Source organism: Clostridium sp. (assembly GCF_050717635.1).
Taxonomy (GTDB): domain Bacteria; phylum Bacillota; class Clostridia; order Clostridiales; family Clostridiaceae; genus Clostridium_AD.
Genome location: NZ_JBOITO010000002.1, coordinates 143,185 through 157,522, shown reverse-complemented (window position 1 = coordinate 157,522; position 14,338 = coordinate 143,185). Strand labels below are relative to the sequence as shown.

The 14,338-nt window shown below is 34.1% G+C and carries 8 protein-coding genes and 1 pseudogene; 4 read left to right on the top strand and 5 right to left on the bottom strand.

Annotation, left to right across the window (positions count from 1 at the left end; all coding sequences use genetic code 11):
* The first annotated feature begins 516 nt into the window (after positions 1 to 516).
* On the top strand, positions 517 to 3,225 hold the full coding sequence (locus ACREWB_RS01045) for an FAD-dependent oxidoreductase (protein WP_431545622.1): 2,709 nt from the start codon (positions 517 to 519) through the stop codon (positions 3,223 to 3,225).
* 98 nt (positions 3,226 to 3,323) lie between these two features.
* Here ACREWB_RS01045 and ACREWB_RS01040 read toward each other — a convergent pair.
* Together ACREWB_RS01040 and ACREWB_RS01035 are read right to left on the bottom strand one after the other, a co-directional pair.
* A pseudogene (locus tag ACREWB_RS01040) lies at positions 3,324 to 3,894 on the bottom strand (PD-(D/E)XK nuclease domain-containing protein); the annotation flags it as partial.
* A gap of 480 nt (positions 3,895 to 4,374) precedes the next feature.
* Positions 4,375 to 6,102, bottom strand: a complete 1,728-nt coding sequence (locus ACREWB_RS01035; protein WP_431545621.1) for an oleate hydratase — start codon at positions 6,100 to 6,102, stop codon at positions 4,375 to 4,377.
* A 382-nt stretch (positions 6,103 to 6,484) separates the two neighbouring features.
* On the opposite strand from ACREWB_RS01035, the gene pyk reads away from it, so the two are divergent.
* The 3 genes from pyk to ACREWB_RS01020 all read left to right on the top strand — a co-directional run bounded on the left by pyk (position 6,485) and on the right by ACREWB_RS01020 (position 8,567).
* A complete protein-coding gene (gene pyk / locus ACREWB_RS01030) occupies positions 6,485 to 7,915 on the top strand; it encodes a pyruvate kinase (protein WP_431545620.1) in 1,431 nt (476 codons plus the stop codon).
* 190 nt (positions 7,916 to 8,105) lie between these two features.
* Entirely contained in the window at positions 8,106 to 8,351 is a 246-nt protein-coding gene (locus tag ACREWB_RS01025; protein ID WP_431545619.1) for a hypothetical protein, read from the top strand.
* Positions 8,352 to 8,444: 93 nt separating this feature from the next.
* Complete coding sequence (locus tag ACREWB_RS01020) at positions 8,445 to 8,567, top strand: hypothetical protein (protein WP_431545618.1); 123 nt, start codon at positions 8,445 to 8,447, stop codon at positions 8,565 to 8,567.
* Positions 8,568 to 8,709: 142 nt separating this feature from the next.
* Here ACREWB_RS01020 and ACREWB_RS01015 read toward each other — a convergent pair whose 3' ends face one another.
* The 3 genes from ACREWB_RS01015 to ACREWB_RS01005 form a co-directional block, all read right to left on the bottom strand.
* On the bottom strand, positions 8,710 to 9,693 hold the full coding sequence (locus tag ACREWB_RS01015) for a DUF3231 family protein (protein ID WP_431545617.1): 984 nt from the start codon (positions 9,691 to 9,693) through the stop codon (positions 8,710 to 8,712).
* Positions 9,694 to 9,793: 100 nt separating this feature from the next.
* Positions 9,794 to 12,412, bottom strand: a complete 2,619-nt coding sequence (locus tag ACREWB_RS01010) for a chemotaxis protein CheB (RefSeq protein ID WP_431545616.1) — start codon at positions 12,410 to 12,412, stop codon at positions 9,794 to 9,796.
* A 95-nt stretch (positions 12,413 to 12,507) separates the two neighbouring features.
* Entirely contained in the window at positions 12,508 to 13,986 is a 1,479-nt protein-coding gene (locus ACREWB_RS01005; RefSeq protein WP_431545615.1) for an ATP-binding protein, read from the bottom strand.
* Positions 13,987 to 14,338: the final 352 nt, after the last annotated feature.

The following is a 14,338-nucleotide window of genomic DNA, read 5'->3' as shown; positions in this document are numbered from 1 at the left end:
ATAATCCCTTCAAATTCCATACAACCACTTCCTTAGTTATTGATACGTTTATTATATATCATTTAATAATTGTTATCAATTGCTTTTTTTAACTATTAGTAAACTCGCTTCGCTGATACCTGCTATGAATAGATTTGCTTAGATGACTCTTAATCATTGAAACTTTTTTTATTTTCAAGTACAGTTTACACTTGTGTGCACAGTAATCTTTCTTATAATCTCTTAATACACATTTATTTCATATTTAGTGTGCAAACTATGCTCCAAATAGAAAGTTTACAAACGTTGACATTGCAAGTGTGTTACTTTTTTGACAATAATATCATTTTTAAATATACTTAAAATGACTAAAGCGAATAATTTATTAAGGTTTCAAGGCAACAATATGTGATTGTAAACGATTATTTATTTCCAAATGAAAATATTAAATACATATTTATGATGAACTAAAGGGGGCTATGATACGGAACTAATAGTTGCAGCATAGTTAAACTTAATATGCGGGGGGTAATATTTATGGTAAACAAAAAATTATTGGAACTTGCAAATAAAATTAGTAGGGTAAAGAGTGGTTCAAAAGGAGAAATTAAGCCAGAATATCCGGAATATAAAATTCTAGAACCTGTTGTTACAGATGAAATGGCTGACGTAGCACTTTGTCTTGAATTGCGTAAACCACAGAGTGCAGAAGAAGTTGCGGCTCTCTGTGGTAAATCTGTAGAGGAAACAGCTAAACTCTTATGGGATTTGGCCATTGCCGGTGTTTGCCTAGTTGGGGAAAAAGAAGGCGTAGATAAATACTGGTTTGAGATTTGGGTTCCAGGACACATGGAAATGATAGTTAATCACCCGGACAAGAAAAGCGTTAAAGACTTTCAGCAAGCTGCGGAGGCTTTCGAGGCCTACGGAAGAAAAAAAGCACCGGCTACTGCAGGTATTTTTACTGTAGGAACAGGACCAATGCGTGTAATACCTATCGAAACATCTATTCAAGGAGAAACCAAAAGAGCCTCCTACGAGGAAATTTCCAAATATCTTAATGAAAATACTATTTTCTCAGTTTCCGATTGTTCTTGCCGTACATCAAGAGAAGCTATGGGAGAAGGTTGCGGTCACTTGAAGGAAGATATGTGCATTCAGCTGGGACACGCTGCTGAATACTATATCCGTACAGGCAGAGGTCGTGCAATTACTAGGGAAGAAGCTTTTGAGATAATTAGAAGGGCCGAGGCAAATGGTTTGATGCATCAAATACCAAATACAGATGGTCCAGGAAAAACTCACGCAATTTGTAACTGCTGCGGTTGTTCATGTTTTGCCACTAGAATTGCTGGAATGTTCCTTAACAATGATATGATACGTTCAAATTATGTTTCACAAATAGATAAAGATAAATGTGTTGCTTGTGGAGAATGTGTTGAGATTTGTCCTGTTAATGCCTTAAAATTAGGTCAAAATTTATGTACTAAAACTCCTATTATAGAAAAAAAGAGAGTGGATTTTCCATCTAATACAGATTGGGGTCCAGAAAAATGGAATGTTGATCATCGTATCAATAGACAAAATGTTGTTGAAACTGGTACAAGTCCTTGTAAAACAGGGTGTCCAGCTCATATTTCCGTTCAAGGTTATATTAAGCTAGCTTCTCAAGGAAAATATACAGAAGCACTTGAACTGATTAAACACGAAAATCCATTTCCAGCAGTATGCGGACGTATATGTCCAAGAAAATGTGAAGATGAATGTACAAGAGCTGATATTGATGATGCCGTCGCTGTAGATGAAATCAAAAAATTCATTGCAGAGCAAGAGTTAAACATGAAAAATCGTTATGTACCAACACTTAGACATGAATACGGCAAGAAAATTGCCATTGTGGGTGCTGGTCCTTCAGGATTGTCTTGTGCTTTCTACTTAGCTATTGACGGTTATAAGGTAACAGTATTTGAAAAACAAAAGGCACTTGGTGGTATGCTTACACTTGGAATCCCATCATATAGATTGGAAAAAGAAGTAATTAATGCAGAAATCGATATATTGAGAGAATTAGGCGTTGAGTTCAAGACAAGTGTTGAAGTGGGCAAGGATGTCACCCTTAAAGAACTTAGAACTGAAGGATATGAAGCATTCTATCTTGCAATCGGTGCTCAAGCAGGTAGAAATCTAGGTATCCAGGGTGAAGATTCAGAAGGTGTAATTACGGGTGTTGATTTTCTTCGTGAAGTAAACCTTGGTAATGAAATGAAACTTGAAGGAACCGTAGTTGTAATCGGTGGTGGTAATGTTGCCATCGACGTTGCAAGAACAGCTACAAGAGTAGGAGCTTCACAGGTTGAAATGTTCTGCCTTGAGAGTGAAAAAGAAATGCCAGCCCTTCAAGAAGAAATTGACGAGGCATTGTCAGAAGATATTGGCATCAACAATTCTTGGGGTCCAAAACGAATTCTAGAGGAAAATGGACGCGTAGTAGGTATAGAGTTCAAAAAATGTCTTTCAGTTTTCGACAAGAATGGAAGATTTAGTCCTGTATTTGATGAAAATGAAACTAAGATTGTTAAGACAAAACATGTTCTGATTTCAGTAGGACAAGGAATAGACTTAGGCAAGTTGCTCGAAAACAGCAAAGTAGAATTAAACCCAAACAAGACAATAAAAGCAGATTCCTTTACTCTTCAGACAGGAGAGCCAGATGTATTTGCAGGTGGAGATGCAATGACAGGTCCTAAGTTTGCTATCGATGCTATTGCTATGGGTAAAGAAGGTGCAATTTCAATCCATCGTTATGTTCACCCAGGGCAAAGCTTAATTATCGGTCGTGACAGGAGAGATTATCATGCACTTGATAAACAGAACTTGACTCTCGAAAGCTATGATCGTATGCCGAGACAAAGACCACTTCACGTGGATGGAAAGAAATCAAAAGAAACCTTTAAGGATTTAAGAACTACATTTACAGAAGAGCAAATGAAGAAGGAAGCAGAACGTTGCCTTGGCTGCGGTGCTACAACTAGAGATGAATACATGTGTATAGGCTGCGGTGCATGTACAACCAGATGTAAGTTCGATGCTATTACACTTGTGAGAAAATATGACGAGGCAGGCTACCCCATTGAAAAGCTTAAACCAGTAATTCTTAAAAATATGATTGTGCGTAAAGGTAGAATTACAATTAGAAAGGCCAACAAATTTGTAGCTGGAATTTTTATAACTGGTAAATCTAAATAATTTTTTAAAGAAACCCCCTTTTGGTTCTTAAATGACCAAAAGGGGGTTTTAATGAACTGATCTGTCTCTAAATCTCAGTCCAAAATCCTTTATTATCTTTACGTCAAGGTGGCAGTATAAATGTCTTTTTTCCCAACCACAATAATCAATATCTTCTTTAATCTCTCTTTTTCCAGCTCATTTTGAACCATCTTACTTGCTTCATACCTTTGGAGTTGTTTTAGCCCATGTTCCTTTACTTTCTCCAAAGTATTTCTGTCACTTTCTTTTATATATTTTAATTCTATAATCCATTGAAATTTAGTTATGTCTTTAAACTGAATTTTTCTTCTTAGCATTAAATCTACATAGCCATTGCTCATTTCATCTTCACTTTTTACAAAATAAGTACTATCTACACCCAGCAAGGTAAGAAACATCATCTTTACATTTTTCTCATCCATTTGTATTAGATCTCTATTTGATAAATCTTCTAATATACCTTTTACAATTTCTATCTAATGTGTAGTTCCTTGTTATGTTAAATCCACTAGTTAAATCATCTAGCATTATAGGACTTACACCTGTCATAAATATCCTTGCAAAGTTATCTGCGGTGGCATCTTCTAATGCTTTATAGAAAACTTTTACAAATCCCTCACCATGTAGTATCCCTTTGTAAGTATTTTGTGCCTTCTAATTCACTTTATTTCCATAAACGTGGATGCTCACCATTAAAGCAGTGATAATCATACCTACTCTTCTATAAGCTCTTTAAGGTCTTTTTTATCTTAATGAAACTTTTAGCTGCAACTATTTACTCGAATTTTTATAATACTAAATTTGAGATTATTACTTAACTTTTACAAACATTATATCTTTGTCCATCTAATATTACAATATTTTCTTGTTACATCTCTTTTAGAAGTAAAATAAGAATAAATCCACGTAATATTGGAGTTTACAATTACTTTTTAATTTTGTCACTAGAATGACACATATAATTGTTATTATAAGCGAATAGAAGGTGATTGATTTTTTTTAATTAGAGTCCCCCTTTAATTAGATATAAATTTATATAAGCCCTTAAAAGAACTGATAAATTTAATGTGTACCCTATGGGTACATTTTAAACTAATCGGTTCTTTTTTTATAACTTTTTATTAGTTTTTACCTAAAAGAAGTTTTTATTGCTTCTTTTATTATTCTAGGCTTCCTCTTATAAGGCGTTACCGGGCAAATCTTTTTATCTCTTACATCAAATAACGTATATATGGCAGTTCTTGCTGCTCGGACAGAGTATTCTTCTGTAAATACCATATCTTCTGGCATTTCAACAAATTGACTAATCATAGCAAAATTCGTTGAGCCTTTTGGAACAACATTTGGACGGTCAGTTATCTTACGGGGTTGGAATTGTGCATCTATATATGGCATCATACATGGAATTACATTAATTACTGTCTCCATAATTTCCTCTTGCTTCTCCTCCATATGCAAGTGATGTAGAAGTTCTATTAGCATTTCCTCACCTGTACAATCACGCATTGGTTTCTTTACAAAATCACCAATTTTATCAGTGTATATGCTATATCCCCATAACATAGTTGTATCAATAGGCTGATTCTTAAAATGTGGTTGAGCTGCAACAACTATGCTCAATAACCAATTAGAATCCTTAAAAGTCATTAATGCACCACTGCCTGGGATATTAGTAGAGAATTTTTCAATTAAGTTTAAGAATTTATTTCCCTTACAAGTCACAGTGAAGCTTTCCCAGTTAGTTTCATTAGGATGTCCAAAAAACGGCTCTGGATTTCCAAGTCCTCTCTTCTTTTTAGCTATTTTCGACCAAAGTTCACCAGAGATTGGCTTCTCACCATTATATTCTGCTGGTGTGTGCATATCACCAAGAGTCGCACAATCAGTCATGCATCCATTTGTCATAATACAAACATCTCCATCATTTAATTCAATAACTCTTTCACTCTCATTTTCATCTAAATGTATTGCCTTTACTGTAATTTCATCTCCTGAACTAAAATCTAAATCAGTTACAGTTGCATTCATACTAAAATCAACTCCAAATTTATCTAAGTGAGCTTTTAATGGAAGAATAACAGATTCATATTGATTGTAGGGAGTACGTGTAACACCCTCTAACGTTTCAATACGAGAAAATTCAAAAATCATACGTTCCATGTAGCGCTTAAACTCAAAAAGACTGGACCACTTTTGGAAAGCAAAGGTTGTCTGCCACATATACCAAAAATTAGTTTCAAAGAAATGTGGTGTATTGCTAAACCACTCCTCAATAGTCTTATTATCAAGTTTTTCTTCTGATGTAATCATAAGTTTACCAAGAGTTATTCGATCAATATTGTTAAATCCCATACTAGTAACATCTAAAATCGCCCCATCTTTATCAATTAAACGTGCTTGTGCATGTGTTGGATGCAGGTGATCAAAATTAAGAATTTCTTCTTTAACACTTTTACCTAGCATATCTAGTGATGGTATATCTGAAAATAGTTCCCAAAAATTTTCATAGGTTTCTTCATTTAACATTCTACCACCACGGCATACATAACCATTTATGGCATCCCCTGCGCCATCATTACTACCTCCTAGAATTTTCATTCCTTCAATAATATGAATATTTTCACCTTTAAATTTACAATCTCGTACAAGATAAGCAGCCCCAGCTAAGGAAGCTAGCCCTCCACCGACGAAGTAAACCTGTCTATCTTTATTCTCTCTATTTTGAGGTAAATTTTTTGTTGCTTTAGATCTATCGCTAAATTTCTTTACACCAATAGTTGCTACAGCCGCTGCTCCAGCTATTGCTCCTAGAGCAAGTACTACGTTTATATTGTTTTTGTTCGATTTCTTACTCATGTAACATTCCTCCATTTTTTTATTAATAATAAACTCTTATCTGCTATTATAACCCAAGTAAAATCATTTGTATTTACACACTTTTGTGTATTTGTCTAAAAAACGTAAAAGGTGCCACCCACGTGGCAAGTGGCATGCTAATGATAATCATTCTAAATCTTTCAAAAACATAAAAAGCTTAATTTAAAACCTCCACAAACATACTTTTATTACCTTTGCATATCTATTCTAGATACCCTGGCACCTTATACTAAAATTTATGTTTTAATTAGTACATAAATAAACTATAATATAGTAAACACTTGTATAAATTCCATTAAATTCTTCTCTATGTAAATCAACATTATGCTGATTATACACCAATGAAAGGAGCTAACAAACAATGAGGATGACTAAAATAGTATGTACCTTAGGACCTGCAGTAGATGATGATATTTTATTAGAACAATTAATTCTTGGAGGTATGGATGTAGCAAGATTAAATTTTTCTCATGGTACTCACGCAGAACAAAAGACAAGAGTAGATAGAGTGAAAAAAGTTAGAGAAAAACTAAATATTCCAGTTCCATTATTGCTTGATACTAAGGGACCGGAAATTAGATTAGGTAAATTTGAAAAAGGTGAAGTAATATTAGAGGAGAACAATGAGTTTGTACTTGTAAATGAAAATATTTTAGGAACAGAAGCTAGATCAACTATTACTCATAAGGAACTCTATAAAGCTGTTAAGATTGGCACAAGAATATTAATAAATGATGGTCTTGTAGCAATGGAAGTACAAGATGTTGTGGGCAAGGACATCCATTGCAAAATATTAAATGGTGGTGCCGTAAGTAATAACAAAGGTGTAAATATTCCTGAAACAGATACCCATTTACCTGCAATAACAGAGCAGGATATTAAAGACCTAAAGTTTGCGGTAGAAAATGAATTTGATTTTATAGCTTGTTCTTTTGTAAGAAAGGCTTCAAATGTAATTGAAGTGAGAGAAATATTAAAGAAATATGGTGGACAAGATATAATGATTATTTCAAAGATTGAAAATAGAGAAGGTGTAAATAATTTTGATGAGATATTAAAAGTTTCAGATGGCATTATGGTAGCTAGAGGAGATTTAGGGGTGGAAATACCCACTGAGGAAGTTCCAATTGTTCAAAAAATGATAATCAAAAAATGCTATGAGAGTGGTAAACCAGTAATAACAGCAACTCAAATGCTAGATTCAATGATTAAAAATCCACGACCTACTAGAGCTGAATCTAGTGATGTAGCAAATGCTGTATATGATGGAACTAGTGCAGTTATGCTTTCAGGTGAAACTGCTGTTGGTATATATCCAGTTGAAAGTGTTGAAATTATGGTTAAGATTGCTCAAACGGCAGAAAAATCTATTGATTATGGAAGTAAATTTACTGCAATGCGATTTAATATGGTGGAAAATGTTACTAACGCCATAAGCTATGCAACCTGTGCTATTGCACTGCAATTAAAGGCAGCTGCAATAATTTCTGAAACTAAATCCGGACAAACAGCTAAAATGATTTCTAGATTTAGGGCGTATTGTCCCATAATAGCAACTACCTCTAACCCAAGAGTTCAAAGACAGTTATGTATTTCATGGGGTGTAATTCCATTACTAGTTAGAGAAGCTTTAAATGTTGAAGAAATGTTTGACATTGGCGTTGAGAAAGCTTTAGAAATTAATTTACTTAAGCAAGGAGATACGATTGTAATAACGGCTGGAGGCCCAGTCGGGGTAGTTGGAACAACTAATCTATTAAAAGTTCTAACAGTAGGCGCTATAGCAGATTAATCCATAAAAATAAAAACTTTCCACTTACTATTTAATAGTAAGTGGAAAGTTTTATTACTTCACCTCTAATTGATTTCTCTCGTATAAATTTACAACACTATACAATGTTAGTTTTTAAGATTAATATTCTCTAAATATTACAATATAATGTTAATATAAGTTAATTTATCTATAGCAGGAGGAAAACATCGTGAAAATATTACCAAAGAAAAGTTATATCTTATTGGCAATTAGTTTAGTTATTATTATCTGTTGCATAGGAATGTACAATTATAGAAAGCCACTTACTTTCAATAAAACATTAAATGCAACAATTCGACCAAACCCAAATCATGACCCCGGTGCGGTTATGATATTAAGAAAAACTACTGTCGAAATAAATGCTAAAATGTACAGAGGATTATATGCTGGAATATTCGATAATAAAATTAATTAACTTTTATCTATTAAAGAATTTAAATTTTTATTATCCAACCCCATTTTCAATATCTACTGCATTAAATGGTTCTACCCATGCATCCATTAAACAATGGCTTTTATTCTTTTATCTTTAAGTTCTATTGAAACATCTGCTGCTGCTCCTGCAGTAGAATGTCCTAAAAGTCCTATCCTTGATAAATCAAACTTCCCTTTAAAATTTGAACTGCATTAAATTTTTCAAGTTTATTTAAAGTTAAATTCACATTCAATGTCAAAAGACTCAGTACCAATCTTATACACCTTTTACAAGTAAAACTATAAATATAATGTTAAGCAAAAATATAAAGCCATCAAATAATCTCATTTGATTTCAATTATGTCACTGGCTCTCCATAAATTGGGACTACTCTTGTCCAGCCTTTCATTTTTCCATATTTAAGATATTTATCATAATACTCAAGCTCTGCATTAAGGAAATCCCTCCATAACTTACGCAATGGTTCGTTCCTAATAGTCTCAATGATTGCTCTGAGATGAGCATCCAAGGCAGATAATTGCCAGCTTAAAATAATTCGGTACATAAACCTATCAGTAATCATTTCAGGATCTATAGGCGTAGTTACTGGTAGTGCCGATCTGTTAGGTAACGGTATATTAAGCTTTAATGCTAGATTCTCAAGCTTTTTAACTTGCTTGTTATAAACATACAGCCCATGTTGAAGTATTACCTTAAACTCAGTATCATGAGCAAACCCCGCAAATATACCTATGAGTTCAATTTGTTCATATCTCATAACAATATGATCCCAAATATGAAATGCTTCTGAAGTGGAAAGCTGCTCTTTCTCCTGAACAATAGCAGTCTTGTAAGTAGGATAAGTCTCCTCCCAACCTTTCAATTTACCAAACTTATAAAGGATATTAAAATCATCAAAATGGATTTTTAAATCTTGTATGATAGTATGTCTTAAATTATCATTGGTACTGGTTGTACGCACTGCATGATTAAGAGACATCAGCTGTGCTACAAGGTCATGGTACATTTTTTTATAGATATAGTCATCTGTTATATTATTCAGCCGAGTTGCAAACTTCACGTCTACAGGAGGTCTGTTTGGCATTATGATACGAAAATGTTCTCCTAATGTCTCTAAATTATCTATTTGATTTTCAAAGTTTTTCTGGAATCCATTTAGGATTACTTCCCAACCTACGTCATGAACAAAGTTCTTAAATAGTTGAACTGTTTGAGTGCTAACATATCTTGCTCTTAGAAGACTATATATATTAAATGCCTCCTGGATATCTATAACGTCTTCTCTCTTCTTAACTTTTTTAATTAATGAAGTTATATCCAATACTTTCACCCCTCAATTATAAATATTATCATTAGTATGTGCCTAACAACTTTTACATATACCCTAAGGGATGAAATACTATTAACTTATTATGCTCCTATTATGTAGCTGCTGCAACTTCCTTATGACCTTGTTTTACTTCGGCTAGCAGCCTATTATTTTTCAATAATAGCTCGTCCTCATTTTTTTTAGATTTAGTAATATCTACAAAAGTGATGACCACACCATCAATTTTGCTCTCTAACGTGTGGTAAGGCCTAATGCACGCGTTAAACCAACTCCCATTGTGAGACATAACCTGCTTATCAACAGCAATCAGCGTACGTTGCACCTCCCTAACATCCGCTGCTAGTTCAGGATAAATAAGATCTGACGCGATATCAGTAATAGGCCTGCCCATATCACTCAAAATCAACCTAGAGACTAAAGTCATTTGATTTGTGAAGTGTTTAACGAGTAAATTTTTATCCAAAAACAAGGTGGCAATTTTCGTGCTGTCCATTAGATTATTCATATCGTTTGTGACTAGTTCCATGCCGTCTAACTTTGACTGGAGCCTCCAATTTATCGTCTTTAGCTCTTCATTCGAGGACTGTACTTCTTCCTTAGTTGTGGTCAGCTCCTCATTTGTCGATTGGAGTTCTTCGTTGCATGACTGCAATTCCTCATTACTTGATTTAAATTCTTCTTGGGATATCTGCATTTCTGCACCAGCAACTTGCCACATTTGGCGAGTTTGTAGTAATTCTTGCTGAAGTTCCTTCTCCCGCGTATTACCGGTAGGCGTTTGTTTGTCTGTGCTGGTTGTGTTGTTTGTTTTATCAGCCTCAGTTTTTGTCACGTCGGTTAAAATTATCATTACCAATCCACGCAGTTCCTCCGGCTCACTGAGCGGATTTACTGAGATATCAACCATAAGAGTTCCCCCTTCGTTCATCACAAGAGCCCCTTTGGAAGTAACCTCCTTATTTTGCTGAACAGCCTTATAGAAAGCGTCATTCAGTTTATAATTTAGCCCTTCTCGGGCCATGGCAAAAATATTCCAATTAACCTTACCAGCAGCAGGTTCCAGGTATTTGCCCGTTCTCCCGGTAATATAGAGGATATCACCTTTACCGTTGACGAGCACTGTGGAAGGTGAATATTTTTGTAAAATCAGTTTATCCGCCATAGACTGCATGTTCTGAACATCATTGGCCGGTTGATTCACTTCAGCCTGATACGGTTCAAAAGAGTTGGGAAATTCTATAGGTTCTGTCTGAATTAGAGGCCTCAGCCTCTGATAAATTCTCGATTTAAGATCAAGTGGTTTAAAGAGATCAGTGAAGTTACCAACCGACTCCGCACTTCCTAAGAACAAAAATCCGCCACTATTAAGACTATAGTGAAAAAGAGGAATAATCTTCTTTTGAATTTGTGGTGTCAGATAGATAAGTACGTTCCGACAGATCATTATATCGACCTTTGTAAATGGGGGATCTTTAATCATATTTTGCTGAGCAAAAATGACCATATCTCGAATTTCCTTATTAACCTGATATCCTTTATCCACCTTTACGAAATACCTATCCAGGCGCTGGATAGAGATATCTTTAGAAATATTAATCGAGAAGATCCCCTCCCGGGCTTTATCAATAGCCTCACTATCAAGATCAGTGGCAAAAATCTGGACAGAATGGTCTTTTCCATCTTTGGAAAGCTTTAACTTATCCATCACCTCTTTGAAAACAATAGCTAAGGAGTAAGCCTCTTCCCCGGTGGAACATCCAGATATCCAAATTCGTACCGTATCAGTGGGTGCTCGCTGATCTAAGAGTGCTGGTATAACTTTTTCCTTTAGAAGTTGCCATTCTGCTTGCTCGCGAAAGAAACTGGTAACCCCAATCAAAAATTCTTTAAAGATAAAATTCAGTTCACTGGGATTATCGTTCAAAAAATCAACATAGGATTCTATATTGTCAATTTGATGTATACCCATACATCGTTCAATCCTACGTTCTATAGTACTTCTTTTATATGAAGAAAAATCATGACCTGTATGTGCTCGTATCATTACTATAATATTGTCGATGCAACTCTTGTTTTTATTTTCATTGTCCTTGTCAATCATAACAGTATTTGAATTGTTCTCAATATAGGAAATAATCTTTGAAGGCATTGTCTCTACGGTGGCTATAACTTCTGTTACCCCTTCCGAAATGACGTTGCTAGGCATGCCATCAAATTTAGCAGAGGACGGTTCTTGGATAAAAGTGCCTCCTCCTTCTTCCTTTATTTTCTTGAGTCCCGCAGTACCGTCGGCACCCATTCCCGAGAGTATGACACCAATACTCCTCTCACGTTTATCATCTGCTAGAGAGCTAAAGAGGAAATCAATGGGTAACCGCTTATTGTGGGGCTCAGTATAGTCAAAAATGTGTATCACATTATTCTTAATAGACATATTCTTGTCTGGTGGAATTACATAGACGTAGTTCGGCTGAACAGATACGTTCTCACTGGCCTGTACAACTTTCATACTAGTATCACTTTGAAGTAATTCCACCAAAATCTGCTTACTATTGTTTTCCATGTGCTGAACGATAACAAAAGCTAGGCCGCTATTTTCAGGCACATTACCGAGAAAAGCTGATATAGCCGCTAGTCCTCCTGCGGAAGCTCCTATGCCAATGATTGAAAAGTCTGTTTTTTCAGTATCCAATACCTCATTATCTTGCATAATACCCCTCCATTCACAAATTAATTCATACAACCTTTTTCTTCTTATTATAACAAATTATTTGCAAATAGAGTATAAATACTTATATTTTTTATCTAATTCAAGGAATAAATATCCGAAAACTCAATATGTATTCTCTCAATTCTTTCTTGTTCTCCTGATTCAATTATTTCATATGCATCGTTTTCATTGGGCTGGACTATTACCGGAAGAACAATAATAAACTCTGTTCCGATGCCGTATTCACTTGTCACTGAAATGCTGCCTCCATGCATTTCCACAAGGGATTTAACTATGGAAAGTCCAATACCACTTCCCTCCTGTTTGCGTGTAAGTGATCTATCAACCTGTCTAAATCGATCAAAAATAATATCTAATTTATCATTTGGAATGCCTATTCCTGTATCTTTTATAGATATATTAATATTTTCTCCTTTATCATACATATTTACTTTCATACATCCGCCTGGTTTTGTGAACTTTATTGAATTTGCAAGTAGATTTAGTATAGCCCTTTCAATCTTCTCTGGATCGCATGACACGGTGCATTCCTCTATATCAGTATCAAAAATAATATCAATGGATTTAGATTTGATATATTCGGCTACTGACATAGTAACACTCTCAACAATATCGACGATATTACAGTTCGAAAGCGTTAACTCAAAAAAACCTGCATCAAGTTTTGTAATATCAATCATATTATTAACTAGGCGTAATTGTCTGTAACAATTCTGTTTCATTATGTTACTATACTTTCTAAATTTTATATCTTTATCATTAAGATCACTATCCCTTTTAAAGGTATCCAAAAGCTGTAAGGCAGATAAAATTACATTTAGAGGCGTTCTAAGTTCATGAGAAAGATTACTAAAAAACTCCGTCTTTAGGTTTTCTGATATGATTGTTTCATCTAATAATTTTTTGTTTCTATACATCTCTGCTTCAGCCTTCTTACTCCTGTTTATATCCACAAGAGATAAAACAACTCCTTTAAGTAAATTTCCTTGTGTACAGTATGGCGAGCATTTCAATAAATACCAGTTACCATCTTTATTTCGGACTTCCTTTTCATACGACTTATGACTGTTTAATACTTCTCTTGCGCTTATATTTAATTCATCATTAATTATATTACTTGCTAAGTGATACATTGGACGCCCAATATCCCGTGCCTTAAGCTTTATCTCTTTTGTAATGCTGGGTGTGAATTTTCTTACACAAAGATACTCATCAAGAAAAATAGTTCCAATATCTGCACTGTTTAAATAGTTTGTCATATCATCATTTAAATCAGCCAATTCTTGATTCTTATATTGATATTGACTATTGATTTTTAGAAGTTCATCATTTGCTGATTTTAATTCTTCATTTGCAACCAATAGTTCTTCATTATAAACAAGTTGTTCCTCATTTGATGTTTGCAGGCATTCCTTGGTATACTGTAACTTCTCTTCAAGTTGTATAATTTTTTTATTTAACTTTTCTTCTGAATTATGCTTCTCCATATGTCCACTCTTAATAACATTATAGTTCTTATAATTCCTACCTATACTTGGCATTATATTTTTCATGATGCATACCTTCTTTAAAAATTATTTAAATAATGGTTTTAATCAAATATCACTCTATCTGATTATATTATACACTCTATCTGACTATAATATATTTATAATTCTACAAATATTCATAATTTCCTTCTAATTATACTGATTTAGCGTCATAAATCGTTCGCGCTTTTCGTCAAACTCTGCGTAATTTTTCCCAACTCTTAAATGCGAAATTTGTCAAAATATATTGCAAAGCAATTCAAACTATGTTATTTTTAATACATGTTAGCATTATTGTTAGAATATTAACAATATATAGTTTAATACAGATTTACACTGATTATAATTCAATAGTTGATCTTTTAGAAATGGTTGT

Excerpts from the sequence above, each read along its gene's own strand:
- ACREWB_RS01005 (WP_431545615.1), bottom strand. The coding sequence starts at position 13,986 with ATGAAAAATATAATGCCAAGTATAGGTAGGAATTATAAGAACTATAAT.
- ACREWB_RS01020 (WP_431545618.1), top strand. The coding sequence starts at position 8,445 with ATGGCTTTTATTCTTTTATCTTTAAGTTCTATTGAAACATCTGCTGCT.
- ACREWB_RS01035 (WP_431545621.1), bottom strand. The coding sequence starts at position 6,102 with ATGAGTAAGAAATCGAACAAAAACAATATAAACGTAGTACTTGCTCTA.
- ACREWB_RS01010 (WP_431545616.1), bottom strand. The coding sequence starts at position 12,412 with ATGCAAGATAATGAGGTATTGGATACTGAAAAAACAGACTTTTCAATC.
- pyk (WP_431545620.1), top strand. The coding sequence starts at position 6,485 with ATGAGGATGACTAAAATAGTATGTACCTTAGGACCTGCAGTAGATGAT.
- ACREWB_RS01045 (WP_431545622.1), top strand. The coding sequence starts at position 517 with ATGGTAAACAAAAAATTATTGGAACTTGCAAATAAAATTAGTAGGGTA.